This window comes from Occallatibacter sp. (assembly GCF_049510455.1).
Lineage (GTDB): Bacteria > Acidobacteriota > Terriglobia > Terriglobales > Acidobacteriaceae > Telmatobacter.
The window spans coordinates 20443-44971 of the sequence record NZ_JBEKYX010000008.1; the positions used below are offsets into that span (position 1 = coordinate 20443).

Consider the following 24529-nt stretch of genomic DNA (forward strand, 5'->3'; position numbering starts at 1 on the left):
ACGACGACTTAGCAGCGCTGTCTCCATCGTTTGTTGGATGGTGGTTCGCGATTGGCAATCTAGCGAAGCAGAAGCTAAGCAGTAGCCTTCGCGCAATGCTCGTCAAACGCGCGGATCAACTCGCCGGCAATCTGCTGCGCCGTTGCCTGCTCAATCACAAAGCGCGGCATCATGTACACCAGCTTGCCATCGCGCATAATCGCAACGGAAGGAGACGTCGGCGGATGACCTTCAAAGTAGCCGCGCGCGCGATCCGTGGCCTCGCGATCCTGTCCGGCAAAGACGGTAATCTTCTGATCCGGCTGCGTGGTGGCATTTGCCAGAGCCAGCCGCACGCCGGGGCGCATCTTGCCCGCTGCGCAGCCGCAGATCGAATTCACCACCACCATCGTGGTTCCGGACTGAGCAATCGCCGCATCCACATCATCTGCCGTCTTCGTTTCCACGATTCCTGCGCGAACCAGTTCCTCGCGCATCGGAATCACCATTATCTCTGGGTACATTGCTGCCTCCGGGCAAGGGTCGTTGCCTGTCTCTATTCTACCAACTTCGCCGGTGTAGCCTTGAAACGATGCATCCGATCGAGAACAAGCCATTAGCTCCACTCACAACTTTGGGAGTCGGCGGACCCGCGCGCTACTTTCTTGAGGCGCACTCAGAAGAAGAGATTCTTGAGGGCAGCACGTGGGCACAGCAGAAGGGAATTCCACTCTTCGTGCTCGGCGGAGGCAGCAATCTCGTCGTCTCCGACAAAGGCTTCGATGGGCTTGTTCTTCACATCGCTCTGCGCGGCGTGGAGGTCATTGAAAGCGAGAGCGCAGATCAGGTTCTCTTCCGCGTCGCTGCGGGAGAAGATTGGGACGCTTTCGTGCAGCAGGCTGTTGAGGCCAACTGCGCCGGCGTTGAATGCCTGGCCGGCATTCCCGGCACGGTCGGCGGCACGCCGGTGCAGAATGTCGGCGCGTACGGGCAGGAAGTAGCTTCAGTCATCCAGCGCGTGCGAGCTTTCGATCTCCAGCAGCGGGTTTTCGTCGAATTTTCCGCAGCGGAGTGTGCGTTTGCCTATCGCCGCAGCCGGTTCAACTCAACAGACAAAGGCCGCTATATCGTGACGCGCGTTGATTTCAAGCTGCAGCGCGGAGGAGCGCCAACGCTCAAATACGTCGATCTGCAACGTATCTTTCCAGCAGAAGCGACACCAACACTCGTCGAAGTAGCCGCCGCAGTCCGCCTCATCCGTCAGAGCAAAGGAATGCTGTTGGTCGAAGGCGACGCGGACTGCCACAGCGCGGGCAGCTTCTTCAAAAATCCCGTTGTGCCCGTGCAAGCCGTGCAGGCAATCGCGTCAGTTGCAGGCGCCCCACCGCCAACCTACGACGCAGGTCCTGAACATAGAAAAATTCCCGCGGCATGGCTCATCGAGCAGGCGGGATTTACCAAAGGCTACACGCGCGGCGCAGCCGGCATCTCCACGCGCCACACGCTGGCGCTCGTCAATCGCGGCGGCGCAACGGCTGTGGAAATCCTCGCGCTCGCGGAGGATATCCGCGCGACAGTGGCCTCTCGCTTCGGCGTCACATTAGAGATGGAGCCGATACAGCTCGGCTTTTAACTTGCAGGCCTCTGAGCCACGTTCAGGCTGCGCGCCAGCCGCTCCCGCTCCGCCTGCAGCACTTCAAAGCCAGGACCCTGCGCCACGATCTGCCCATCGCGCAGCAGCACAACTTCGGCATGGGTCAGGAACGCATCCGTCGCATCATGCGTAGCTTGAATCACCCTCACTCCTCGCTCGCGCAGCCACGGCTGCAAACGCGCCAGCAACTCATCGCTTGTCTTACCATCCAGCGCCGAGAAAGGCTCATCCAGCAGCAGCAATCGCGGCATAGGAGCCAGCGCGCGAGCCAGAGCAATACGTTGTGCTTCACCACCAGATAGGTGCGAGCTGCGGCTGCCCACAAGATGCTCTGCGCCAACAAGCCGTAGCATCTCCAGCACGCGCACAACACGCGCGTCGCGCGCCATGCCGTGCAATCCATATCCAACATTCGCGTTCACGCTTAAGTGAGGGAAGAGCGCGGCCTGCTGCGTAACAAAGCCAATCCGCCGTCTACCCGGCGGCAGACTTGCAACGTCCTCGCCTTCCATCGCGATGCGCGCCGCTCCGCCGCGTTCGAGGCCAGCCAACGCCCGCAGCAGCGTTGTTTTACCAGCACCGGAAGGCCCAAAGATCACCGTCCACTCCGATGCAAAGCGGCATGCAATCCGCAGATGAAATCCGCCGCGCCTGAGATCGAGCGAACAATCAACCACGGCGATCTTCCCGTGCCATTTCTCGCCCTAATCCGCGCCCCGCCCCAGTCGCATAGATTGCCACAAGCGCCACAATGCTCATCGCCAATAAAGCCACCGCCGTCCGCGTAGCTGCCGCGTAATGAAAGCTCTCCACCTGGTCGTAGAGCACAATCGAAAGCGTCCGTGTTGCGCCAGGAATATCTCCGCCCAGCATCAGCACCACACCAAACTCACCTATTGTATGCAGAAAGCTCAGCACAGCAGCTACAACAATGGACCGCCGCGCCAGCGGCAGCAGCACGGTGCCCACAAGCCTTGGCATGTCCGCGCCCAAAAGCCGCGCCGCATCCACCAGCGCGGGATTCACCGCCGCAAAGCCCGCGGTAATCGGCTGCACAGCAAACGGCAGACTGTAAATCACGCTTCCAACAAGAAGCCCCGAAAACGAAAACGCCAGCGGATGGCCGAGTGTGGCGATAATGCCACGACCAACGGCGGTGCGCGGTCCCAGCAGTACCAGTAGAAAGAAACCCAGTACGGTCGGCGGCAACACCAGAGGCAGAGCAGTTATCGCTTCAATAAGTGAAAGCCACCGTGAGCGGCCCAGAGCCAGCAGCGCGGCCAACGGCACTGCGATCACCAGCAAAATCGCAGTCGTCAGCGTCGCCAGCCGCAGCGTGAGTAGAAGTGCCTGCCAATCCATGTATGCAACAGAATACGGCTTCCGCGGCTACTTCGCAGGTGTCGATAATGGGGCAGTTTGAATTGGATTTGTATCAGGGCACGACTTTAGTCGCGCCGAATCAGCGCCGAAAAAATGGGGCTTTAGCCCCCGCGTTAAAACTGACCCACTACTTCGGCGTCAATCCACTCTTCGCCAACTGCGTCTGCACCGCGGGTGAGAGCAGATAATCGAGGAACTTGTGTACTGCTTCGCGTTGCGCAGTCTTGCTGACGATCACCGCGCCCTGCTCAATAGGCGGATACAGATCATGCGGAATCACGAAATAACTTCCGGTCGAAGACATCCGCGGCGTCAGCGCCGAGGTCAGTGAAATCAGCCCGGCATCCGCATTTCCCGAATCAGCAAACTGTGCCGCCTGCGCGATATTCTCCGCCGTAATGAGCTTCGATTGCAGCGCATCATAGAGCCCCAGGCTCTTAAGCGACGCCACCGCCGCGCGGCCATACGGCGCGCGATCCGCATTGGCAATCGCCAGCCGCTTCAGTGCCGGACTCCGCAGCAGATCAAGCGATGGCTGCGGCAGTCCGCCATCCTTGCGCGCCCACAGCACCAGCGTTCCCTTCGCGTAAGTAATTGGCGTAGATGAGTCCGCCGTACCAGCCGCGTCTGCAAGTCCCGCATCAATCAATCGCTGCGGGTAGCTCAGGTCCGCGGACAAAAACAGATCAAACGGCGCGCCATTTTCAATCTGCGTTGTCAGCATTGCTGACGCCTGATAAGTCGCCTCTGCATGAATCCCCGTCGCCTGCTGAAATGCAGCCAGAATCGGTGGTAATACAGGCTCCAGATCGGCAGCGGCAGCCACGCGCAGCGGCGTCTGCGCCACTCCACTGAACCATGCCACCATTCCCACGATGAAAATCAGTGCAATTCGGGCTGTTCGCGTCACTCCTCTATCTCCCTGTAAAGGCAAATCCGCAGCGGCGCTGATAGGCTAACACCAGAGATGAACGACAACCTGCATCAGTTACGTTGTTTCGGCTGCGGTGCGCGCATCGCGGGCACTGCGGCCCGTCCGGACTTTCGCTGCGAGGCCTGCGGGGATCTGTTTGAGGTGGAGTATCCCGGCTGGGCGCAGAAAAGCTCTTCGAATCGGCCTAACCCAGGCGCGCTCAAGTGGCTCTGGCGTGAGCGCCGCTCCTCCTCTGAGACTCTCGATCACTCCGGCGTCTGGCGCTTTCGCGAACTGCTGCCGTTTCTCGATAGCTACGGCAATGCCGTCACGCTCCGCGAAGGCAACACGCCGCTCTATCCGCTCTTTCGCGCTGCAAAGTCTCTCGGCATCGATCAACTCTTCGCCAAGCATCAGGGCATGAACCCCACTGGCTCTTTCAAAGACACCGGCATGACGGCCGCGCTCAGCGTAGCCCGCGAGCGTGGCTTTGAGTGGGTGGCCTGCGCCTCCACCGGCAACACATCCGCCGCAATGGCGGCCTATGCCGCCCGCGCCGGCCTGCGCAGCCTTGTACTGATTCCTGAAGGCAAAATCGCATGGGGCAAGCTTTCGCAGGCCATGGATTACGGCGCCGTCACCTGCCAGGTTAAAACAGACTTCGATGGCTGCCTGCGCCTGCTCACCCAGATTGTCCAGACAGAACCAATAAGCCTTCTCAATTCCGTGAATCCGTATCGCCTGGAGGGTCAGAAGACTCCCGCCTTTGAGATTGCCGAGGCGCTCGACTGGAATGTGCCCGATCATCTCATCGTGCCCGGCGGCAATCTCGGCAACAGCTCCGCGCTTGGCAAGGGCTTCAAGGAGCTGAAAGACCTCGGTCTTGTCGCTCGCATGCCACGCATCTCCATTATTCAGGCAGAAGGCGCCAACCCCCTGGTACGCATGCTTGCACAAGGCTCCTCGGTGCTGGAGCCGGTCGAGGCCAACACACGCGCCACCGCCATCCGCATCGGCAGCCCAGCCTCGTGGCGCAAAGCCGCTAGAATTATTCACGACACAGGCGGCTGGTGCATCGATGTTTCCGAAGCTGAGATCGCCATTGCCAAAGCGGAGCTGGGTGCGGAGGGCCTGGGATGTGAGCCAGCCTCCGCCGTTACGCTGGCCGGCTTGAAAAAACTGCGCGCCAGGAAGCTGATCGGTTCAAGCGATGTAGTGGTGCTGGTGCTCACAGGGCACACGCTCAAGGACGCCGACTACACAATCGATTTTCACCGTGGCACGCTGTTGCGCGAAGAGGAAAAAGCCGGCCTTGAACAGTTCATCGAGCCGCTCCGCCGCAACGCAATCTCCATGGATGCCGATCCGGCGGCCGTGCTGGCGGCCATCAAGGACGCCGGCGCATGAGTGAGCCCTTCTTCATCCGGCTTCCGGCAAGTTCCGCAAACCTTGGGCCGGGCTTTGACGCCGTTGCCGTGGCGCTCGATTTCTATCTTGAAATCGAGGCCGCGCCGGCAGCGGAGTTCTCGATTGACGCAACGGGCCGGGATGCGGAGCGCTGCGCGCGCCTCACAGACAACCTGGTGCTCGACCTCTATCGCGATGTGCTGGTGAAAGAGGGCCGTCCTGTCGTCCCGCTGGCCATCCGGATGCGAAACGAGATCCCACTCGGAATGGGCTGCGGGTCCTCAGCCGCGGGCCGGCTTGCCGCGCTGTCTCTGGCCGTCCACTTCGGTGAGCTTGGCTGGTCCGCCGAGCGAATCCTTGAGGAAGCAGCGCTTCTTGAAGGTCATCCGGACAATGCGGCCGCCTGCTGGCACGGAGGCTTCGTGGCTGCGGCGCAATTCGCCGGCAGCGCCCGGCCTGAGCGCGTCTGGTTTACGAGCATAGCCCCTCCGGCGGCATGGCGCGCTATCGTCGTCCTGCCATCCGAGCCTCTGGCCACCAGCAAGGCTCGCTCGGTGCTGCCGGAAAGCTATGGGCGCGCTGACGTTGTGGCCAATTTGCAGGCTGCGGCGCTGCTTTCCGCCGCCTTTGCGCAGGGAAGAGGCGACCTGCTTGCGCACGCCATGCGGGATCGCATCCACCAGCCGTACCGAGGCGAAATATGTCATTTGCTGCCGCCGCTCCTTCCGCTTGCCGGGGGGCAGGGAATCCTCGGCGTCTCTCTCAGCGGCGCCGGACCGGCTGTACTTGTCATTGTGGAGAGCCAAGAGAGCATTCAGACGGCAACCGCCACTATTCAAGCGGCGCTGCAAGGGCTTCCATCCGCGGAGTTGGTTGTCGCGCAATTCGCGGCCTCGGGTACAACTTTCGGGCCAAAAATTGAGCAGTAATCGATTTACTATTACGGAAGGAAGAGGGCATAAAGCCGTTAAAAGCTTGCTATTTCTTTCTCTTTTCTGAATTTTGAGCGTTTCAAATTTTCAATAAGTGTTCCATATTATGAAACTTCGATTACTTTTGGATTACTTAAGATAACTTGCTTCTCAGTCGCGGAAACCATACTCTACGCATCGTGGGCAGTTCTGGGGGAGGGCTGCTCTAGCGCCCGAGATTCCATAATAGGAATCCGGGCGCTTTAATTTTGCGCCCGAATTTTGCGCCTCGCCCGGCTTTCACTGCTGTAGTGTCAGGTTCCCCGGCTTGCGACTTTCCGTCAACCTTATGCATCCCATGAGAGACTGAATATGCAGAGAAACCGGCAGAGCTGGGGCCTGCGGGAATTAGGAGCGAGAGAGAATCATGGCGGGAGCGGGTGTTTTTGAGTTTACCGATGCGAATTTTGACCAGGAGGTGCTCAAGAGCGAGCAGCCTGTGCTGGTGGATTTCTGGGCCGGCTGGTGCGGTCCGTGCAAGATGATTGCCCCCTTTGTGGACGGCGTAGCCGCGCAGTATGCGGGCAAAATCAAGGTGGGCAAGGTCAACGTGGATCAGAACGGCGCAACGCCCTCGCGATACGGTATCCGCGGCATTCCGGCGCTGCTGTTGTTCAAGGGCGGCAAGGTGGTCGACCAGATCATCGGCTATGTTCCCCAGGAAGCGATCGCGGAAAAGGTAGAGAAGCTGATCGTGTAAAAGCGGTTGCCTGTGAGCTGGTTACCGCGAACAGTGAAATGCCCGGCATGAATGCCGGGCATTTGCTTTTTCTAATCCCTGTTCCCTTGTCCCTGTTCCCTGTTTTTAGTGATACTTTCTCAGCACTCCCAGCACGCGGCCCTGAATGGCAATCTGCGAGGCGGGCACATAGATCGGCTCCATCTCGATATTCGCAGGCTGCAGTCGCACCACGCTGCCCTCTGAGTAGAACCGCTTCAGCGTTGTCTCCGCTCCATGCACAAGAGCAACCACGATCTCCCCCTGCCGCGCCGTTCGTGTGCGTTCCACCAGCACATAATCGCCGCTGATAATGTGTTCGTCGCGCATCGAGTCGCCGCGCACCTCAAGCGCAAAGACGTCGCGGTTGCCCACCACGTCGAAGAGGGAAATCGACTCGATGGACTCGCTTGTTTCCACCGGCTTGCCGGCGGCAATGCTTCCGGCCAGCGGCAGCCGGTCGCTCGAACGCGTGCGCGTGCCGGGAGGAAGTACATCGATCGAGCGGCTGCGGTTATGTACGCGGTCCAGCATGCCCTTGTTTTCGAGATTTGTGATGTGCTTGTGTACCGTGGCCAGGCTCTTGAGCCCCATGCCGCGCGCAATCTCCTCAAAAGAAGGCGAGTAGCCATTGCGCGCCACAAAACCTTCCAGAAAATCGAGAACTTCCTTTTGCCGTCGTGTCACTGCCATCCGCTTTACGCTCCCTGCCGGCGCGTGCCGGCTTCGGCTTCGGTTTGCCGCAAGTTGCAGCAACCCTGCGCGCATTATAGCGAATAAAAAGCGAATCGCAATAAAAATTGCTTCTTATTGCCAACTTTCTGCGGCGATTGTCAGGCAACTCTCCCGATCTACTGCACTTTCTTAAAAAGAAGTACATTTTCCACTCAGGATTCCGCCGCAACCTGCCGATTCTGTAGCAAGGGCCCCCCGCATCCAGGTACGGAAATATGCATGAGAACGGAATGATCTTGATCGGTGAATATCTCCGCGGACGAAAGTCCGTTGGCGCCTCCGGCCCCGGCCAGGACGGCCCCGGCGCGGCACACGCTCCCTCCGCGCTGCTCGCGGCCTACCGGGATGCCATCGAAACCATGGGCCGCTGCGGAGTGGAGATCTCCAGCGCCGAAGGAGCCGCCCTGCTCGAAGTCATGGAGACAGTCTCCGCGAATCTCGAACAGGACAGCACGGAAGAGTCCGTCTCCCGTGCCGGTAAAAAAGTTCATGATCAGCTCATCGCCTGGGGCCATGGAATGGCCAGACACCTCGAGCACCGCACCAGCGAGGTCAAGGAGATGCTGCTCGTGCTGGCCCGGAGCACCCAGCGCGCAGGGGAGCGCGATCAACGCTGCGCGCGGCACATCGAGGCCATCACCCACAAGCTTCATGCCATTGCGAGTTACGATGACCTTCCGCTCATGCGCGAGTCCATCCTCGCCGCCGCCGAAGAGATAAGAAAGTCGATCAGCACGATTCTCGATGAGAGCAACGCCGAGCTGTCGGAGCTGCGCGCGCAGATGGCCGCTTCCAGGGACCGCCTGCAGGAAGCCGAGCGTGTTGCCTCTCTCGATTCGCTGACGCAGTTGCCCAACCGTTTCGCCATCGAAAAGGAGATCGCCCGGCGCATGGAAGAAGGACGGCCATTCAGCATCGGCCTCATTGACATCGACGACTTCAAAACCGTCAACGATAATCACGGCCACCTCATCGGCGACGAGATCCTGCGCCAGTTCGGCGGAGAGCTGCGCAACTCGCTTCGCTCAACAGACGTCGCCGGGCGCTGGGGCGGCGACGAGTGGGTGATGGTTCTCGATTGCCCTCTGGCTGCCGCGCAGAAACTCGTCGAACGCGTCAGTACATGGGTCTGCGGCAACTATCTTGTCGGCGCGCTGCGCCTATGCGTCACGGCCTCCATCGGCGCGGCCGAGTACGTCCCCGGCGAGACCATGCAGCAGCTTCTCAAGCGTGCCGATGAGGCCATGTATCGGCGCAAGCGTCCGCAGTGAAGTCTTGCCCATTTTGACACTTCATCTTCTCTTATCCCACTTACGGAATCCGCTCTCACTCTTTCATCTCTCTCATCTTGCGCTTTAAATCCTCTCACGCAATCGTGGAGATGCAGCACATGAAAGCTCTCTAATTCAGACGGCTCAAATGTGGACAGCATTCTGCAACAGATCGGGACAGCAGGAGAGCAAGCATTCATGAGATTGCTAATTGCCGAAGACGATCCGGCGCTGGGAATATTTCTTACACGCGGCCTGGAATCCGATGGTCACAGAGTGCGCCTCGCGCAGAACGGCGCGGCGGCTGTTGAAGCCTTCCGCGAGGAGATGCCCGAGCTCACGATTCTCGATCTGAACATGCCGGTCAAGGACGGCGAGCAGGTGCTTGAGGAGCTTCGCCGCCTCGACACCGATCTGCCGGTGCTGATTCTTACCGGACGCAACGAAGTAGAGACGCGCGTGCGCTGCCTTGACCTTGGCGCCGACGACCTGATGACCAAGCCCTTCAGTCTGCATGAGCTGCGCGCGCGCTGCCGCGCGCTGATGCGGCGCAAGCGGGAGGCGCGTCTGCTTCTGCGCGCGGGCGATCTCGAAATCGACCGCATGGAGCATACCGTGCGCCGCGCGGGCGAGCACATACAGCTCACGAATAAGGAATTCGCGCTGCTTGAGCAGTTGATGCTGAACCGCGGCCAGTGCGTCTCGCGCGTCGAGCTTCTGGATACGGTCTGGAAGATGGAGCCGGCGCAGACCACCAACATCGTCGACGTGTATGTGAACTATCTGCGCCGCAAATTGAAGGATCCCGCGCCGGGACATCTGATTCGCACCGTGCGCGGCCAGGGATACAAGGTTCCCTCGGATGCCGAGCTGGCTGTCGTGCTGGGGCCGGCCTTTCATACCGTCGCCTTACCCGCCGCGGCACGCACCGAGATGCTCTGACATCGACAGAACGCAAACGTCAGGCGCAAACAGCAAGAGCGTAAACAGCAAGAAGGAGAAGGAAACGTGGCCTCACCCGCATCGCATTCCACATTCGGCCCTCTTTCATTTGGCCCTCCGCCGGCCTCCATTCCGGTCTCTCGCGCGCGGCAGCGCATCGCGCTTCTGATCAGCGCCGATGCCAGCCTCCGCGAACAGTTGCGAGGGACGCTTGCCGGCCTGCGCTGGCAGGTGCGCGAGGCATCCTCCGGCGCGCAGGCCTGGGCGGCCGCGGACGGTGTACCCATTGAGGCGGCTATCGTCGATTCCTGGCTTCCCGATCTCGACCTGGGCGAGTTTCTCGCGGAGTTTCAGCGCTCCTTCGCCGGTGTCGATGTGCTGACGGTTGAGGGCGCGGTCAACTCGGAAGGTCCGCGCAGTCCCTACCGTCAGGAGCTGCTCTACGCCCTGCGGGTCAGTCAGGATGGCGCTTCTCGGAGTGAAGTCCTCACCGATACGGCGGCATGGAATACGGCACCCGAGATATTGGAGGCGCCGGAGCCATTCCCTTCGCCGGCCATCCCATCTTTTTCATCCACAAAGACAGAAATCGTCTCCGCGGCGCAGCCTTTGGAGCAGCGTCCCATCGATCACCGGATTCTCGATCACCGGGTTTCGGACCAGCGTCTTCCAGATCATCGCCTTTCGGATCACCGCCTCCCGGACCTAATCGGCAACGCGCCCGCAATGCTTGAGGTCAGCCGCCGCGTCCGGCTCGTCGCGCCGCGTTCGACGCCTGTGCTGATCGAAGGGCCGACGGGCTCCGGCAAGGAGCTTGTGGCTCAGGCTCTGCATCGTCTCTCGCCGCGCGCCCGCAAGCCCTTTGTCGCGATTAACTGCGCCGCCATACCGGAGGCGCTGCTTGAAGCCGAGCTCTTCGGCCATACGCGCGGGGCCTTTACCGGGGCCACGCATGGCAGAACAGGCCGCATTGAGGCTGCCGATGGCGGCACGCTTTTTCTCGACGAGATTGGCGAGATGCCGCTGGCGCTGCAGGCCAAGCTCCTGCGTTTTGTCGAGTGCGGCGAACTGCAGCGCGTCGGCGAGAACGAATCGGTACGGGTCGACGTGCGGATCATCGCAGCCACGCACCAGCATCTGGCGAAGAATGCCACGGAGGGCAACTTCCGCTCGGATCTTTACTACCGGTTGGCGGTCTTTCTCATCCGCACTCCGTCGCTGGCCGAGCGCGGCGAAGACCTGCCTCTTCTCATCCAGCACTTTCTGGACAAGATGGGCCGAACCGAGCCTGTCAAACGCATCGATTCAGCGGCGCTTGCGCGCCTGACGGCGCATGGCTGGCCCGGCAACGTCCGCGAGCTTGAGCATGTGCTGGAGCGCGCTTCCATCCTGGCCGGCGAAGCGCCGGTCATCTGCGCCGGCGAGATCGAGTTCGGCGCGATTGCGCACGCCTAACAAGAGAGAAGAGCGGAGAAGATCATGCAAATCGAAACGATGATGAGCGATCAGTTGGCCCGGTACCTCGATCTGGCCAACGGCCAGGTGAAGCTGACCGCGGAGAACATGGCCAATATCGACACGCCCGGCTTTCGCGCCATGGGCATGGACTTCGAGGCCGAGATGCGCTCGGCCATGTTCGAGGTCGAAGAGGGGCTTCCCGATCAGAAGGTACGGCTTCGTCCGGAGGAGAACCTGATCACGCGGCCCGACGGAAACAATGTTTCGATGGACCGCGAAAGCCTGAACCTGGCCGAGGCGCAGTTGAAGTTCAAGACCGGCGTCGCGCTCCTCAAGGGTGAGTACCAGGCGGAGATGAATGCGATACACGTGGACGGCAAATGATGTGCCGGGTTCAAAAGCGGAATTCGCTTTTCAGGTTTGAGTGCGTTATCAGGAGAACATCATGAATCTTTTTGGACTGTTGGAGACTTCGGGCAGCGCGATGCAGGCCGAACGGATGCGGGCCGAGGTGGTCGCGGCCAATATGGCCAATGCCGAGACGACGCGTACTGCCGACGGGGGCGCCTATCACCGCCAGCATGTGATCTTCGCGGCCAATGCCGGCGATATGCAATTGGATCCCAATTTTGCCCTGGCGATGAATGGGGCCATCGGCGCGCCGCAAAGCCTGATTGCGCCTCCGCCGATGCCGCTTCTTGGCTTTCCCGGCTCAGAGGGCGAACCCGCCGGCGGCGTGCATATCGCGCAGGTTGTCCAGGATCCGGCGTCGCCGTTGCGCCGCTACGATCCCGGCCATCCGGATGCCGGTCCCGACGGCTACGTTGAATATCCCGACATCAACCCGCTCACCGAGATGGTGGATCTGATGGGAGCGACCCGCGCCTATGGCCTGAACGGCTCGGCCGTGCAGGCTGAGAAGAGCATGATCGGCTCGGCGCTTGATATTGGCAAGGCTTAGAGCAAAACCAGAGGACGAGTGCTCTGTTGAAGATGAACAAGGTTGCCGCTCCCTGATGGTCGCGTCAACTCAGATGTTGTGGCCTCGGGATGCAGCATCTCTGGTTTTGCTGTAACCCGCAACGCCTCAAATAAGGAGAATCGAATGTTGCCGGCAATTACCGCGATTACAAACACAAGCGCTTCCGCAGTCATGAACAGCCTGCAGACACAGTTGCAGTCCCAAACGCCTGCGCAGCTTACCGGACTTTCCCCGATGACGGACGCAGCCGGAATGGATGCTGCGGGGTCGGTGCCGTTTGGCGATCTGCTCACCGACGCGGTCGGCGAGGTAAACCGGTTGCAGGATCAGGCGGGCCGCGCCGTCAGAGGGCTCATCACCGGCACCGGCGTCGATGTGCATCAGGCAATGATCGCCGGCGAGAAGGCCTCGATGGCCTTCGATCTGACGCTTGCTGTCCGCAACAAGGCGGTGCAGGCCTATCAGCAGGTTATGAGCATGCAGTTCTAGGCGGCTCTTCTCATAGAAGCGGCCCGCATTCCAGCGGCCCCGATTTGGACCACCTCGACGAACCGGAAGATAAAGGCATACAAGCATGGCAACGGGAACACAGATGGAGATGAATACGCCCCCTATCCACAACCCGCCCGGCAGCGGAGCGGGATCGGCACAGTGGACCGATGGGCTGGCGGCGCTGAAGACGCGCGCGCACCTGCGCTGGGCGGAGATGGAGCCTCGCCAGCGCTTCTGGGCCATTGCGGCCGTGGTCCTGCTCACGGCAGTTGTGGGCTTTGTCGCCTGGTATGGGCTGCATACGGACTGGCGCGTGCTCTATACGGGGCTCGACGCGGACGATGCCCGGCAGATGGAGCAGACGCTTGCCGCGGCGCAGATTCCCTTCGATGTCGGCGCGAAAGACGGCACGATCCGAGTCCCCGCCGCGCAGCTCGACAAGGCACGTCTGGCCACGGCGGCCAAGGGCGGCGTCAAGAGCGGCAGAATGGGCTTTGAGATCTTCGACAAGCCGAACTGGGTCGGTTCGGAGTTTGACGAGCAGGTGAACTACCAGCGCGCTCTCGAAGGCGAGCTTGAGCATACCATCGGCACACTGGCCGATGTGGAGTCGGCACGGGTCAACCTGGTCATGATGCACGACTCGCTCTTCCGCGAACAGGAGCGTCCGGCCAAGGCGGCCGTGGTGCTCAAGCTGCGCCATCCAGCTCTTGCCGATGGCGAGGCGGAGGCCATCCGCAACATGGTTTCCTCAGCGGTGGACGGCCTTACGCCGGACCATGTCTCGCTGGTCGATGCCGCGGGGCATCTGCCGCTCGGTCCCAAGACACCCGAGGCGCTGCGCCTCACCGCCGAGCAGGCTCTCGAAGAAAAGATCGTCGCCACGCTTGAGCCGGTTACGGGCGCAGGCAATGTGCGGGCCTCGGTGACCGTCGATTACGATCCTTCGGCAACCGAAGTCACGGCTGAATCCTACGACCCGGCCCAGAGCGCGCAGCTCTCCATGCAGCGTACGGAGCAGACTGCGGGATCGCAGCCTGCGCCCGCGGGGATTCCCGGCACGGCTTCGAACGCTCCCAATGCCCAGGCGCTGCCGGTCTATCCGCAGGTGAATACGCCGCCGCAGTCGGCCAAGAGCGAGACGGCCACCTACGGCGTCTCGAAGACCGTGCGCCACACCGTTGAAAACTCCGGCAAGGTTCGGCGGCTTACGGCGGCGATCGTCGTCAACGACCGCATGGTGCAGCCGGCCTCGGGCGCAAAATCCGCGGTCTGGCAGAAGCGCTCGCCGGAAGAACTCAGGAACCTCACCGCGCTGGCTCAGGCCGCCGTTGGATACGATAACGCTCGCGGCGATATGGTCGCGGTCGAAGACCTGGCCTTTGACGACAATCGCGGTCAGGCGGCGGCTTCGCCTCTCGAACGCGCGCTTCGAGGCGCGGAGAACTCGCCAGTGCTGATCCGCTACGGCGCGCTGCTTGCAGCTCTCGTTCTTGTCCTGGCGCTTGGCGTGCGGCCCGCACTGCGCAGCGCGGGCTTCGGCAAGCAGAAGCCGGGTGGATCTAAAACCGCGGAGCTTCCCGCGCCGCATGATTCCGCGTTCTCCGCGCTGGACTCGGCCGACTTTCACGCTCTGTCGCCGGAGGCGGCGCGCACCCAGGAGATTTTTACGCAGGTCAGCGAAACGCTGAAGCGTGATCCGGCGCAGAGTTCGCGCCTGCTGCAGAGCTGGATTCACTCCGAGTAACGCGGGCGCGCCGATATGTCCGCCGCCGGGCCCCAACCATCACAGGACACACAGAGGAAGGCACACTTGACGACGCAATTGGATTTAGAAACTCGTGAGGCGCGGCGCAGAATGACCGCGCAGATCAAGGGCGCGCGCAAGGCGGCAATTCTTCTTATTGCTGTGGGCGAGGAGATCTCGAAGGAGATTCTGCGCGCTCTGCCCGAAGCCGATGTGCAGCGGATCACCGAGGAGCTGGCAGATCTGCGCGGCGTCCCGCCCATCGTTTCCTCGCAGATTCTCGAAGAGTTCTGGGAGTTGCTGGAGACGCAGAACTTCGTCATGCACGGTGGCTTCGATTACGCCAACCGGCTGCTCATCGAAGCCTTCGGTAAGGAGCGCGCCGACGATCTGATGCACATGATCCGGCGCACGCAGGAGGCCTCGCACAGCGACCTGGCCAAGCTGCAGCGCACGGACCCCATACAGCTCGGCAAGCTGCTCGACAGCGAACATCCGCAGACGATTGCGCTGGTGCTTGCCCATCTCGATCCGCGCCGCGCCGCGATGGTGCTCGACAATCTCACCCCGGAACACAGGGTGGTCGCCATCCGGCGCCTTGCGGAGATGCGGCAGTTCTCGCCCGAGATGGCGCAGAAGGTAGCGCTGATTCTGCACCGCCGCCTTGAAAACGTCGGCGACACCAAGCGCAAGAGCTACTCCGGCTTCAAGGCGGTAGCCGATCTGCTGAACCGCCTGCATGTCGAGGAGTCCCGGCACATCCTCGAGAGCATCGAGGAGGGCCAGCCCGAGCTTGCGCTGGGCATCCGCAACCTGATGTTCACCTTTGAAGATCTGGTGACGGTTCCGGCTGCGACGATGCGGGAGATCGTCTCCGGGATCGACAAACGGCAACTGGCGCTTGCGCTGCGCGGCGCCAAGGAAGAGCTGCGCGCCCAGGTGTTCAAGGCCATGAGCGCGCGCGCCGTCGAAATGCTGCAGGAAGACATGGAGGTGCTTGGCCCCGTTCGATCGCGTGAGGTGGCGCAGGCGCAACAGGAGATTCTCAACCTGGCGCGGAAGCTTGAGGCCGAGGGCAAGGTTATTCTCAAACTCGAAACCGGGGACGAGATGCTGGTCTGACGATCGGGCCGGACGAAGGGGAAGAACGTGGGAGGAACATTGGCGATAGCGGCGATGAAGAGCGCATGGATCATTGAGGAGTTTGCGTATCGGCACGGGCCGGAGGCTCCGGAAGGGATGGGCTCGCGCTGGGCGTTTGAAGAGCAGGATGACGCGGAGGATGGTTCTCTCGAAGCTCAGCATTCCTCCGCATCGCCCGAGTCAGCCTCTTCCATAAGAGATGAATTGCTCCTGGAGGCCGAGCGGCGCGCCTTCGCGGCCGGCCGTGAGCAGGGACGCGAGGAGGGCCGTACGGAGCAGCGCGACCACGAGCGCGAGGCCAATGCCACGCTCGCTCATACAACGGAGGCCCGGCGCAAGGAAGAACGTATACGGTCGATCGAGAGCTTCGATGCGGCCTGCCAGCAATATATGCACGACATTGAGCCGGAGGTAGTGCGCCTCGCGCTCGCGGTTGCGGCGCGCATACTTCGGCGCGAAGCACAGATGGATACGCTTCTGCTTTCAGGAGCGGTACGTGTCGCGCTCGGGCAGCTTGCCTCTTCCACCCGCGTCAAGCTGAGAGTGCCGGCGGGCGATCTTGAGTTATGGCGCGAGGCGATTGCTCTTGTTCCCAATCCCGGCTCGCGTCCGGAGGTGACCACGGGTGAGGGAATGCGCCTGGGAGACTGCGTTATTGAGACCGAACTTGGTTCCGTGGATCTGGGCGTCCGCGCGCAATTAAGTGAAATCGAGCGCGGATTCTTTGATCGCCCCGGCTCGCGCGCATCGGCATACGCGGCTGCGAAGGCGTCCACACAGGACTCTGAGGAGGAAACCGCATGACCGCTTTGAAAGCCGGCATCAAGGTTTCCACTACGCTCGATGGATATTTCAGCCGCCTCAGGCGCAGTCAACCCTGGCGCTGGCGCGGAGAGGTGCTGGAATCCGTCGGCCAGACGATTGAGTCCGCAGGACCGCTGGCCTCCGTGGGTGAGTGCTGTGAGATTGTCGATCGCAATGGCCGCGCGCATCGCGCCGAGGTCATCGGCTTTCGCGGCTCGAATGTGCTTTCGATGCCCGTCGAGAGCACCGAAGGTATCCGCTATGGGGATGAGGTGCTGGCATCGGGCACGCACCCGGAGATTGAGATTGGCTCGGCGCTGATGGGCCGGGTTCTGAATGCGCTTGGCGAACCCATCGACAGCCATCGTCCGATGGCCGCTACCGGAACAGCTTCGCTCGACGGAAAAGTGCGTCCGCCACTCGACCGCGTCCCCATCAAGCGACCCCTTGGCACCGGCATTCGCTCGATTGACACGCTGCTCACGGTAGGACGCGGGCAGCGCGTCGGTATCTTTGGCGGATCGGGAGTGGGCAAGAGCACGCTGATCGGCATGATGACGCGCAACACCGAAGCAGATGTCACGGTTGTCGGGCTGGTCGGCGAGCGCGGCAGGGAAGTCGGCGAATTCCTTGAAGACGCGCTCGGCGAGGAGGGCCGCAAGCGTTCCGTCGTTGTCGTCTCCACATCGGATGAGTCTCCGCTGCTGCGCATGCGCGCCGCGCTGGCCGCAACCACGGTGGCTGAGTCCTTTGCCGCCGAAGGCAGGCATGTGCTTCTCGTCCTCGACTCGCTCACGCGATTCGCGATGGCCGCGCGGGAGATTGGTCTTGCCGCGGGCGAGCCGCCTACCGCGAAAGGCTACACGCCTTCCGTCTTCACGCGGCTGGCCAAACTCGTCGAACGCACCGGCCAGTTCCGCACAGGCTCGATTACGGCCTTCTATACCGTGCTCATGGAAGGCGACGATCAGCAGGACCCGCTCGTCGATGCCGTGCGCTCGCTGCTCGACGGTCACATCGTGCTTTCCCGTGCTCTGGCCGCGGAAGGCTGGTATCCACCCATCGAGGTTCTCGATTCCATCAGCCGTCTCATGCCTGCTGTTGCCTCGCAGGCGCATCGCGAACAGGCAGCGCTGGTACGCCGTCTCATGGCTGTTTACGCGCGCTCGGAGGATCTGGTGCGAATCGGCGCATACCGTCCCGGCTCCGACCCCGATCTCGATCGAGCCTTGCGCGCCCGCCTTGCCATCCGCAACTTTCTCACCCAGGACGCGCGCGAGCAGGTGCGCTTCGATGCGGCTCTTGCGCGGCTTCAGTCGCTTGCCGGCGAGGTGTAGCGCATGCCGGTCTCAAGCGCCCTCAAACGCCTTCTCCGCATCCGCGATCTCGAACAGGAGCAGCACCAGCGCGCGCTTGAATCGGCTCTGGCAGAACTGCGGCAGCTTGAAAGAGCGCTGGAGCAGGCCGCGGCGCGCCAGCGAGGCGGCCGCACCGGCTTCACCGCAAGCGTTCTCGATCAAAGTCTGGAGATGGATCGGAATCCAGAGCAGAACTCTTCTCGCAAGCCGCTTGAGCGGCAATCGGCTCTCACCGAGACAACCATCGGCAAACGCCATGCGCTGGCGCTCGCTCCGCGCCTCTTGCGAGCGGCGGCACAGGCCGCACTCCGCCGGCAGGAGTTTCTATCGAAGCGCATCGAGCGCCGTCAGGCCGAGACTCTCATTGAGGAGACGGAGGCCGCCGATGCCCTCGAAGCCAACAGGAAAGGCCAGAAGAGCCTCGATGACTGGTACCTGTCGCGCCCGCGTACTGACCGCCGAGACTCTGTACTTCCCAATGCATTTTCTGATGAGTCTGAGGATTTCTCAAATCTGCCATAGCGCGCATGAAGATTGTCCAATAGCACTGAGATTTCTCACCAATTTCCATCCTCAAACCTGACACTCTTCTAACCCTTCGCCCCATTCTTTGGCACGCCATCTGCAATTCCTCAAGGCATGACTGCAGCTGCGGCATTTCCGATTGCATCCCTCATTCCCGGCGGACAGAAGGTGCAGACCCAGTCCGACGCCTCCACGGCATCTTCCACCAGGGCCACTGCCGGCTCCGCAGCCATCAGCTTCCGTGCAGGTATGGAGGCTCTGGTGAGCGCAGGCCAGACACACGCCTCGGATGCAGCATCGTCCGAAGCTCTGAAGGATCAGCTCAAGGATCAGTTCGAGGATCACTTCAAGGATCAGCTCGCAGATGCCGGCACGGGCGTCGAGAGCGATACAAAGAGTGGCTTCCTCAACGAGACAGCCTCCCTGCCGCGCGCACTTCAAACACCGCAGGCATCCGTTCCTCCGGGTCTGGCAAAAACTGATCCGGCAGAAACCGGTCCCGCAAAGAGCGATAGCGCAGCTTCCATGCGATTGCAGGCTGTCCGGCAGCCGATCTCCGAGTCACCTGCGCTTCCGGCTTCCATTGCGGCCAGGGCTACTGCCGGCGCGACTGCGGGCAAGTCATCGGAGAGCGAGCGCCCGGCGCAGACAAAACCCGCGCGCGATAGCGAAAAAACCTCCGCACAGACCGGCCTCCCATCCAATCAGGGCTTCGCGCCGGCCCCGGTTCACGTTTCCAATCTCAACCTGCCCGCCGCGCCGCCGCCGCAGCATACGCAGACGATTCATGCCGGCGTGGAATCCGGCTCAACCTCCGCGACAAGAGCATCCTATACATCCTCCGCGCTCTCGGCATCGATCGGAACAGAATCCGAGTCGCAGGGAAAGGATCTTTCCGGCGCATTGACCGTTGAGGAATCGGTTCGTGCCACCAATAGCGTCTCCTCGGCGAATGCTCAGACCTCGCATGCCGCAGCAGCGAGTACGGCAGCCACGGCGCAGTCCGCGCCGCGGCGCGCGGATGCTTCGGCTCAGTCTCCCGCCGATGACCCCGCGCCGCAGTCCCAAATCAAGTCCGCCTCCGAGCAGTCTCTTTCCGGCAACGCGACAAATGCGTTGCCCAGCACCGAGCCCGGCACTGTGGCCGAGCAGACCCGCGCAGCTTCCAGTCACGCCGCCGCAACGCGCGAGCATGACTCGCTCCAGCATCCGATTGCCGGCGATGCGGCTTTGCAGAGCCCTGCCGTCGCTTCGCATACGATGTCGTCGCGCGATGCCGCGGGGATTTCAGGGCTTCCCGCGGAACGCGGATCATCCACAACCGGCACGGCGCAACAGGCCGCATCCAACTCGCCGACAGCGCGCGACACCTTTGCCGCGCTGGACGCCGATCCCGGCCAGCCCGCCACAACATGGACACATACGGGTCCACGCCAGGTCGAGGCAGGCTATCAGGACCCATCGCTCGGGTGGGTGAGCGTGCGCGCCGATCTCTCCTCTGGCGGTCTCCATGCCTCTGTTGTGCCCAACTCGCCGGAGGCCGCGCAGGCTCTGGGAAACCATCTCGCCGGCCTGAATGCCTACCTGGCCGAGCATCACGGCAGCTCCATTACCGCATCTCTGGCCGCGCCGGAGGATCGCTCCATGCAGCAGTCTGGGAACTCCGGCGCCCAGCCCGGAGCGCATCAGCAGGATCGATCGTCGCAATCGTCCGCGGATCAAGCCTCCGGACAAACATCCATATCCTCCGCGCTCCACACAGGCAGCTCCGAGCCGGAAGTCTACACGCCAACGCACAACGGACGAATTTCAGTCCTCGCATAGATCAACACAACACACGCAGGGAGGAAACATGTCAGCAACATCGGGAATCTTGAATCCGGTCACGGCGCCGCAGGCGAATCCGCTGATGAGCGCACAGGCCATGGACACTTCGACCAGCTCCAGCAGCAGCAGCGATACGACCATCTCGGCCAATGACTTTCTTACGCTCCTCGTAACGGAGATGCAGAACCAGGACCCCACATCCGACACCGATCCGAACGAGTACATCGATCAGTTGGTGAACGTAAACAGCCTGGAACAACTGATCAACATTAACCAGACGCTGACGACTGCCTTCCCGAGCGCGAGCGCCGATGCGAGCGCATCGCTCGCATCCGGCTCCTCGACTGCCTCTGCGCAGACGAGCACGGAAAGCACGAAAGCCGCATCCGCCCATGCCAATTCAACAAGCACCCTGGCCGCAATTACTCCGCCGCCCAACGGCCCGCATAGCGGCGTGTCATTCGATCCCACCAGGCCCACAGGCCATCCCCTCCCGGTGCGGACCGGCGGCCCGATCACATTCACGCCGCCCACAGGCCATCCCCTCCCGGTGCGGCCCGGCGGCCCGGTCAAATTCACGCAAGGCAATCTAGGCGCTTCCTCCACCAGTTCCAAGAGTCGCGCGGCGCTTCGTGTCGCGCGCTCGCTCGACGGCCAGCGCATTACGCGCTGACATCCCGGCAACCAGCGATCGGGCTCTCCACGCACGCCTGGATGCCCCTTGCACAACCACAACGAACCATGAATTCCCAACGTTGGACTTCCCAGCGCTGAACCACAGAGGAGACACACAATGGCAAGTTTCTACATTCCGTTGACCGGGTTGAACGCCGATACGACGGCGCTGAACACCATCGCCAACGACCTGTCCAACATGAACACCACTGGCTTCAAGAACCAGACGGTGAACTTCTCCGATCTCTTCTATGATCAGCTCGGCTCCACCGGTTCCGGCGATCCCATCCAGTCGGGCGCGGGCACCCAGGTGGCCAACATTGAGACCGACTTCAACGCCGGCACGCCCGATTCAACCGGCCTCGATACCGATGTGGCTCTTCAGGGCAACGGCTTCTTCGTCGTTGCAGGCGGAGGCCAGCAATTCCTCACCCGCGACGGCAATTTCTCGCTCAATTCAAGCGGCCAGCTCGTCACCTCCAACGGCCTCGATGTGATGGGCTACTCGGCAACCAACGGCGTCGTCAACACCAGCGGAGAGCTTTCGCCCGTCACCATTCCGGTTGGCGGAACGGAGCCTCCTTCCGCAACTACGACGATGGGCATGACGGTCACGCTCGATTCCGAAGGCAATTCCTTCTCCGCGCCGGTCACGCTCTTTGACTCGCTCGGCAACTCCTATCAGGCCTCGGTTGACTTCAGCAAGACCGGAACCAACCAGTGGTCTTACAGCATCTCGGTGCCAGACACGCTCACGGCGAACACATCCGCCGCAGGCGGCATCAACACGGTCAACTATAACTTCGGATCGAGCGGCGGCACGCTCGCCACGGTCGATACCGGCACCAACATGACCATCACCGGATTGAACGCCGGCGGCGTATCCACCACCATCTCCGCGCCCGGCATCACCGCCGGAGAATCCGTATCGAGCTACGCCACGGCTCTGCAAGGCGCGCTCACCACGGCCGGCATTACCGGCACAGTCACCGCCTCGGCCACCGGACAGCTTTCCATCTCCGGCGCCAACATCACGGTTGCAGGCTCCGTGATTCAGGACCCGGTCGCGACCAACAACACCGGCACGCTCAACTTCAACTCGAACGGCAACCTGGTCAGCCCATCTGCCAACGTCAGCGGCATCTCCTTTGCCGGCCTCTCGGATGGCGCATCTTCGCTGAACTTCAGTTGGAATCTCTTCAACTCGAACGGAACCGGCACCATCTCGCAGGTCGATGCCGCCTCCGGTGTCTCCTCGACTGCGGGGACGAACGGCTTCGCGGCAGGCGATTACAGCGGCTTCAGCATCGGCTCCGACGGCACGGTCACGGCCAGCTTCTCGAATGGCCAGAACCTCAATGTCGGCCAGATCGCTCTCGGCAACGTTGCCAACCTCCAGGGTCTCACCGCCAACGGCAACGGCGACTACTCCACCACACAGGCCAGCGGAGCTTCCTCCGTCGGCGTCTCCGGCTCGGCCGGCCTCGGCACCATGCAGGATGGCGCGCTCGAAGCCTCCAACGTCAACATCTCCCAGGAGTTCAGCGACCTCATCATCGCGCAGCGCGCCTTTGAGGCCAACTCCAAGGCCATCACCACCTTTGACACCATTACTCAGGAAACCATCCAGATGATCCACTAATCCCGATCCGCGAATCCGGGTCCGCAACCTGCACGCCAATCAGCGCGCAGCCGTAAACGCCCTGCTTCCTTCCTGCTTCAGGAACGGAGCGGGGCGTTTCCGCGTGTACACTTCCCCCATGCGCCCACTCATTTTGTCCTTTGCTGCAGTAGCTGCTTTCTGCCTCTCCGCGGCCGTGCAGGCTCAGTCTCCATCCATCCCCACCGCTATCTATATAGATCCTCCAGCGGATGCGGCGCACCCGGCAGGCATGGCCGTGCTGCACATTCCCATTCATGGCGTCGAGATCAACGGCATCGTCTACACTCCCTCCGGCGCAGGCCCGCATCGCACCATCGTCATCTGCCACGGTCTGCCCGGCAATGAGAAAAATCTCGATCTCGCGCAGGCCGCGCGCCGCTTCGGCTGGAACGCCGTCACCTTCAACTATCGCGGCTCCTGGGGCAGCCCCGGCCATTACAGCTTTGCCAACGATCTTGAGGACGCCGACGCCGTTCTCGCCTATCTTGAAGATCCCGCCAACGCCGCCCGGCTTGGCATCGAAACAAAGCACATCGTCCTCGCCGGTCACAGTCTCGGCGGCTGGGTCACCACCCAGGCAGCCGCTCATCATCCTGAGCTAGCCGGAGCCATTCTCATCTCCGCCGCGGACATGGCGCGCGCAGCCAGCCAGCCGCGCGAAAAAGTTGTCGCCCTGATGAGAGAAAACATGGAATCCCTCAACGGCACTCCCGAGGGCATCGCAGACGACGCCATCGCCACCGTCCGCGCCCGCACTTTCACAAGCGCAGCTCCCGGCCTCGCGAAACTCCCTCTATTAGTTCTCACATCGAACGACGGCCTGGCCCCCAACGCGGAAGCTCTCGCACAAGCCGTCAAAGCAGCAGGGAACTCGCGCGTCACCGTCATCCACGCCGCAACCGATCACGGCTGGGACGATCGCCGCATCTTTCTTGAAGCTGCGGTTCTCGACTGGCTTCAGAAGCTGCCATAAAACTTACGCGCGGTGCCGGATCTCAATAAACAGCCCCTTGCCCGCAGCCAGCTCAATGCCGCCGGCGTCCACAATCCGCGCCTCCACCCAATGCTTGCGGCCCTCGCTGCGCGCCACTCGGCCCTCCAGCCGCACCGGCCTCGGCTCGCCCGCGGCAGAGGAGGGAATCGGCCGCTTGTACTCCACCTCCAGCTTCGCCGTCATCGCCACCACGCCGCGCGAGCGCACCGCCTTGCTCATCGCCTCATCCAGCAGCGTGGCAATGATCCCGCCATGCGCGTATCCCTGCGGCCCTTCATAGCTGTCAGGAACCACCGCATCGCACACCACGGTTCCGTCTTCGGCAAGAAAAAACTTCAAGTGCAGTCCCACCGGGTTTGCCTCGCCGCAGCCAAAGCACCGGTTCTGCGCCGCATGCGCCATCGGAGTCAGGTTTTCGTTTGTCGCTGTCATAGAGGAAGATAAAAGCATCGCGCCTGTTCGAATTCTATCGGGCCGGATCGTACTTTATGAACCCCAGAACCCTTTTCATCCTGATCCCCGCTCTCATCTTCACCGGCTGCCGTTCGCACTCTCAACTCACACCGCAACAAGCGGGAGGCCAACACCTCTATCAGGAGCGCTGTGCGCACTGCCACGAGGAAAACGATCTCGCTCTCAAGCCGCCCCCTCCGAATCTCAGCAACCTTTTTCGCCGCTCCACGCTTCCCAGCGGAGCGCCCGCCACCGACGCGCAGATCATTCAAACCGTCCTCGGCGGCAAAGGCAAGATGCCATCCTTCGCCGGACGCTTCACGCAGGAACAGATGGATGCTCTAGTCGCCTACCTTCACACAGGCATCCAATGAAACAATAGGCATTGCGCCTGTGATACCATCCACGCCGTATACGTTATTCGACTTCCCCATG

General features: G+C 61.8%; 26 protein-coding genes. 20 read left to right on the forward strand and 6 right to left on the reverse strand.

The features are described 5' to 3' along the window. Positions 1-74: 74 nt before the first annotated feature. Entirely contained in the window at positions 75-503 is a 429-nt protein-coding gene (locus ABSG47_RS02650; RefSeq protein ID WP_424166021.1) for a BrxA/BrxB family bacilliredoxin, read from the reverse strand. Positions 504-571: 68 nt separating this feature from the next. On the opposite strand from ABSG47_RS02650, the gene ABSG47_RS02655 reads away from it, so the two are divergent. Further along, positions 572-1612, forward strand: a complete 1041-nt coding sequence (locus tag ABSG47_RS02655; protein WP_424166024.1) for a UDP-N-acetylmuramate dehydrogenase — start codon at positions 572-574, stop codon at positions 1610-1612. Here ABSG47_RS02655 and ABSG47_RS02660 read toward each other — a convergent pair. The 3 genes from ABSG47_RS02660 to modA all read right to left on the reverse strand — a co-directional run bounded on the left by ABSG47_RS02660 (position 1609) and on the right by modA (position 3926). Further along, positions 1609-2310 (reverse strand): ABC transporter ATP-binding protein, encoded by a 702-nt coding sequence (locus tag ABSG47_RS02660; protein ID WP_424166026.1) that lies wholly within the window; start codon positions 2308-2310, stop codon positions 1609-1611. The genes ABSG47_RS02655 and ABSG47_RS02660 overlap by 4 nt on opposite strands. After that, a complete protein-coding gene (modB, locus tag ABSG47_RS02665) occupies positions 2303-2995 on the reverse strand; it encodes a molybdate ABC transporter permease subunit (RefSeq protein ID WP_424166028.1) in 693 nt (230 codons plus the stop codon). Before modB ends, ABSG47_RS02660 begins: the two co-directional genes overlap by 8 nt. A gap of 148 nt (positions 2996-3143) precedes the next feature. Further along, positions 3144-3926, reverse strand: a complete 783-nt coding sequence (modA, locus tag ABSG47_RS02670; protein ID WP_424166030.1) for a molybdate ABC transporter substrate-binding protein — start codon at positions 3924-3926, stop codon at positions 3144-3146. A 57-nt stretch (positions 3927-3983) separates the two neighbouring features. Between modA and thrC the strand changes: the two genes are divergently transcribed. From thrC to trxA, 3 genes are all read left to right on the forward strand, one after another. Then, on the forward strand, positions 3984-5336 hold the full coding sequence (thrC, locus tag ABSG47_RS02675; RefSeq protein WP_424166032.1) for a threonine synthase: 1353 nt from the start codon (positions 3984-3986) through the stop codon (positions 5334-5336). Beyond that, positions 5333-6265 carry a homoserine kinase gene (thrB, locus tag ABSG47_RS02680; RefSeq protein ID WP_424166035.1) on the forward strand — a complete coding sequence of 311 codons (933 nt, stop codon included), beginning with the start codon at positions 5333-5335 and terminating at the stop codon, positions 6263-6265. Before thrC ends, thrB begins: the two co-directional genes overlap by 4 nt. 409 nt (positions 6266-6674) lie before the next feature. After that, on the forward strand, positions 6675-7007 hold the full coding sequence (gene trxA / locus ABSG47_RS02685; RefSeq protein WP_424166037.1) for a thioredoxin: 333 nt from the start codon (positions 6675-6677) through the stop codon (positions 7005-7007). Between the two features lie 105 nt (positions 7008-7112). Here trxA and lexA read toward each other — a convergent pair whose 3' ends face one another. Next, positions 7113-7718, reverse strand: coding sequence for a transcriptional repressor LexA (lexA, locus tag ABSG47_RS02690; protein WP_424166039.1), 606 nt, complete (start codon positions 7716-7718; stop codon positions 7113-7115). Positions 7719-7990: 272 nt separating this feature from the next. Here lexA and ABSG47_RS02695 point away from each other — a divergent pair, with 272 nt between their 5' ends. From ABSG47_RS02695 to ABSG47_RS02765, 15 genes are all read left to right on the forward strand, one after another. Beyond that, the gene (locus ABSG47_RS02695; protein ID WP_424166042.1) at positions 7991-9031 is read left to right on the forward strand and encodes a GGDEF domain-containing protein; all 1041 of its coding nucleotides are present in this window, start codon (positions 7991-7993) and stop codon (positions 9029-9031) included. A gap of 198 nt (positions 9032-9229) precedes the next feature. Further along, the gene (locus ABSG47_RS02700; protein WP_424166045.1) at positions 9230-9973 is read left to right on the forward strand and encodes a response regulator transcription factor; all 744 of its coding nucleotides are present in this window, start codon (positions 9230-9232) and stop codon (positions 9971-9973) included. A gap of 66 nt (positions 9974-10039) precedes the next feature. Beyond that, positions 10040-11428, forward strand: coding sequence for a sigma 54-interacting transcriptional regulator (locus tag ABSG47_RS02705; protein WP_424166047.1), 1389 nt, complete (start codon positions 10040-10042; stop codon positions 11426-11428). Between the two features lie 24 nt (positions 11429-11452). Continuing rightward, positions 11453-11815 (forward strand): flagellar basal body rod protein FlgB, encoded by a 363-nt coding sequence (gene flgB, locus ABSG47_RS02710; RefSeq protein WP_424166049.1) that lies wholly within the window; start codon positions 11453-11455, stop codon positions 11813-11815. 61 nt (positions 11816-11876) lie between these two features. After that, positions 11877-12392 (forward strand): flagellar basal body rod protein FlgC, encoded by a 516-nt coding sequence (gene flgC / locus ABSG47_RS02715; protein ID WP_424166052.1) that lies wholly within the window; start codon positions 11877-11879, stop codon positions 12390-12392. Between the two features lie 144 nt (positions 12393-12536). After that, positions 12537-12902, forward strand: a complete 366-nt coding sequence (fliE, locus tag ABSG47_RS02720; protein ID WP_424166054.1) for a flagellar hook-basal body complex protein FliE — start codon at positions 12537-12539, stop codon at positions 12900-12902. 85 nt (positions 12903-12987) lie between these two features. Next, positions 12988-14652, forward strand: a complete 1665-nt coding sequence (gene fliF, locus ABSG47_RS02725) for a flagellar basal-body MS-ring/collar protein FliF (RefSeq protein WP_424166056.1) — start codon at positions 12988-12990, stop codon at positions 14650-14652. 66 nt (positions 14653-14718) lie between these two features. After that, positions 14719-15774, forward strand: a complete 1056-nt coding sequence (gene fliG, locus ABSG47_RS02730; RefSeq protein WP_424166059.1) for a flagellar motor switch protein FliG — start codon at positions 14719-14721, stop codon at positions 15772-15774. A 27-nt stretch (positions 15775-15801) separates the two neighbouring features. Next, positions 15802-16599 carry a FliH/SctL family protein gene (locus ABSG47_RS02735; RefSeq protein ID WP_424166062.1) on the forward strand — a complete coding sequence of 266 codons (798 nt, stop codon included), beginning with the start codon at positions 15802-15804 and terminating at the stop codon, positions 16597-16599. Then, complete coding sequence (locus ABSG47_RS02740) at positions 16596-17936, forward strand: FliI/YscN family ATPase (protein WP_424166065.1); 1341 nt, start codon at positions 16596-16598, stop codon at positions 17934-17936. Before ABSG47_RS02735 ends, ABSG47_RS02740 begins: the two co-directional genes overlap by 4 nt. Before the next feature lie 3 nt (positions 17937-17939). Next, positions 17940-18479: a hypothetical protein gene (locus ABSG47_RS02745; RefSeq protein ID WP_424166067.1), complete on the forward strand. Its 540-nt coding sequence runs from the start codon at positions 17940-17942 to the stop codon at positions 18477-18479. 117 nt (positions 18480-18596) lie between these two features. Next, complete coding sequence (locus ABSG47_RS02750) at positions 18597-20306, forward strand: hypothetical protein (RefSeq protein WP_424166070.1); 1710 nt, start codon at positions 18597-18599, stop codon at positions 20304-20306. A 28-nt stretch (positions 20307-20334) separates the two neighbouring features. Then, complete coding sequence (locus tag ABSG47_RS02755; protein ID WP_424166071.1) at positions 20335-20982, forward strand: flagellar hook capping FlgD N-terminal domain-containing protein; 648 nt, start codon at positions 20335-20337, stop codon at positions 20980-20982. 120 nt (positions 20983-21102) lie between these two features. Beyond that, the gene (locus ABSG47_RS02760; RefSeq protein ID WP_424166073.1) at positions 21103-22626 is read left to right on the forward strand and encodes a flagellar hook protein FlgE; all 1524 of its coding nucleotides are present in this window, start codon (positions 21103-21105) and stop codon (positions 22624-22626) included. A gap of 103 nt (positions 22627-22729) precedes the next feature. Further along, the gene (locus ABSG47_RS02765) at positions 22730-23620 is read left to right on the forward strand and encodes an alpha/beta hydrolase family protein (RefSeq protein ID WP_424166075.1); all 891 of its coding nucleotides are present in this window, start codon (positions 22730-22732) and stop codon (positions 23618-23620) included. Between the two features lie 3 nt (positions 23621-23623). Here the strand turns inward: ABSG47_RS02765 and ABSG47_RS02770 are convergent, their stop codons facing one another. Then, a complete protein-coding gene (locus tag ABSG47_RS02770; RefSeq protein WP_424166078.1) occupies positions 23624-24073 on the reverse strand; it encodes a PaaI family thioesterase in 450 nt (149 codons plus the stop codon). 56 nt (positions 24074-24129) lie between these two features. Here ABSG47_RS02770 and ABSG47_RS02775 point away from each other — a divergent pair, with 56 nt between their 5' ends. Beyond that, on the forward strand, positions 24130-24468 hold the full coding sequence (locus tag ABSG47_RS02775; protein WP_424166081.1) for a c-type cytochrome: 339 nt from the start codon (positions 24130-24132) through the stop codon (positions 24466-24468). Positions 24469-24529: the final 61 nt, after the last annotated feature.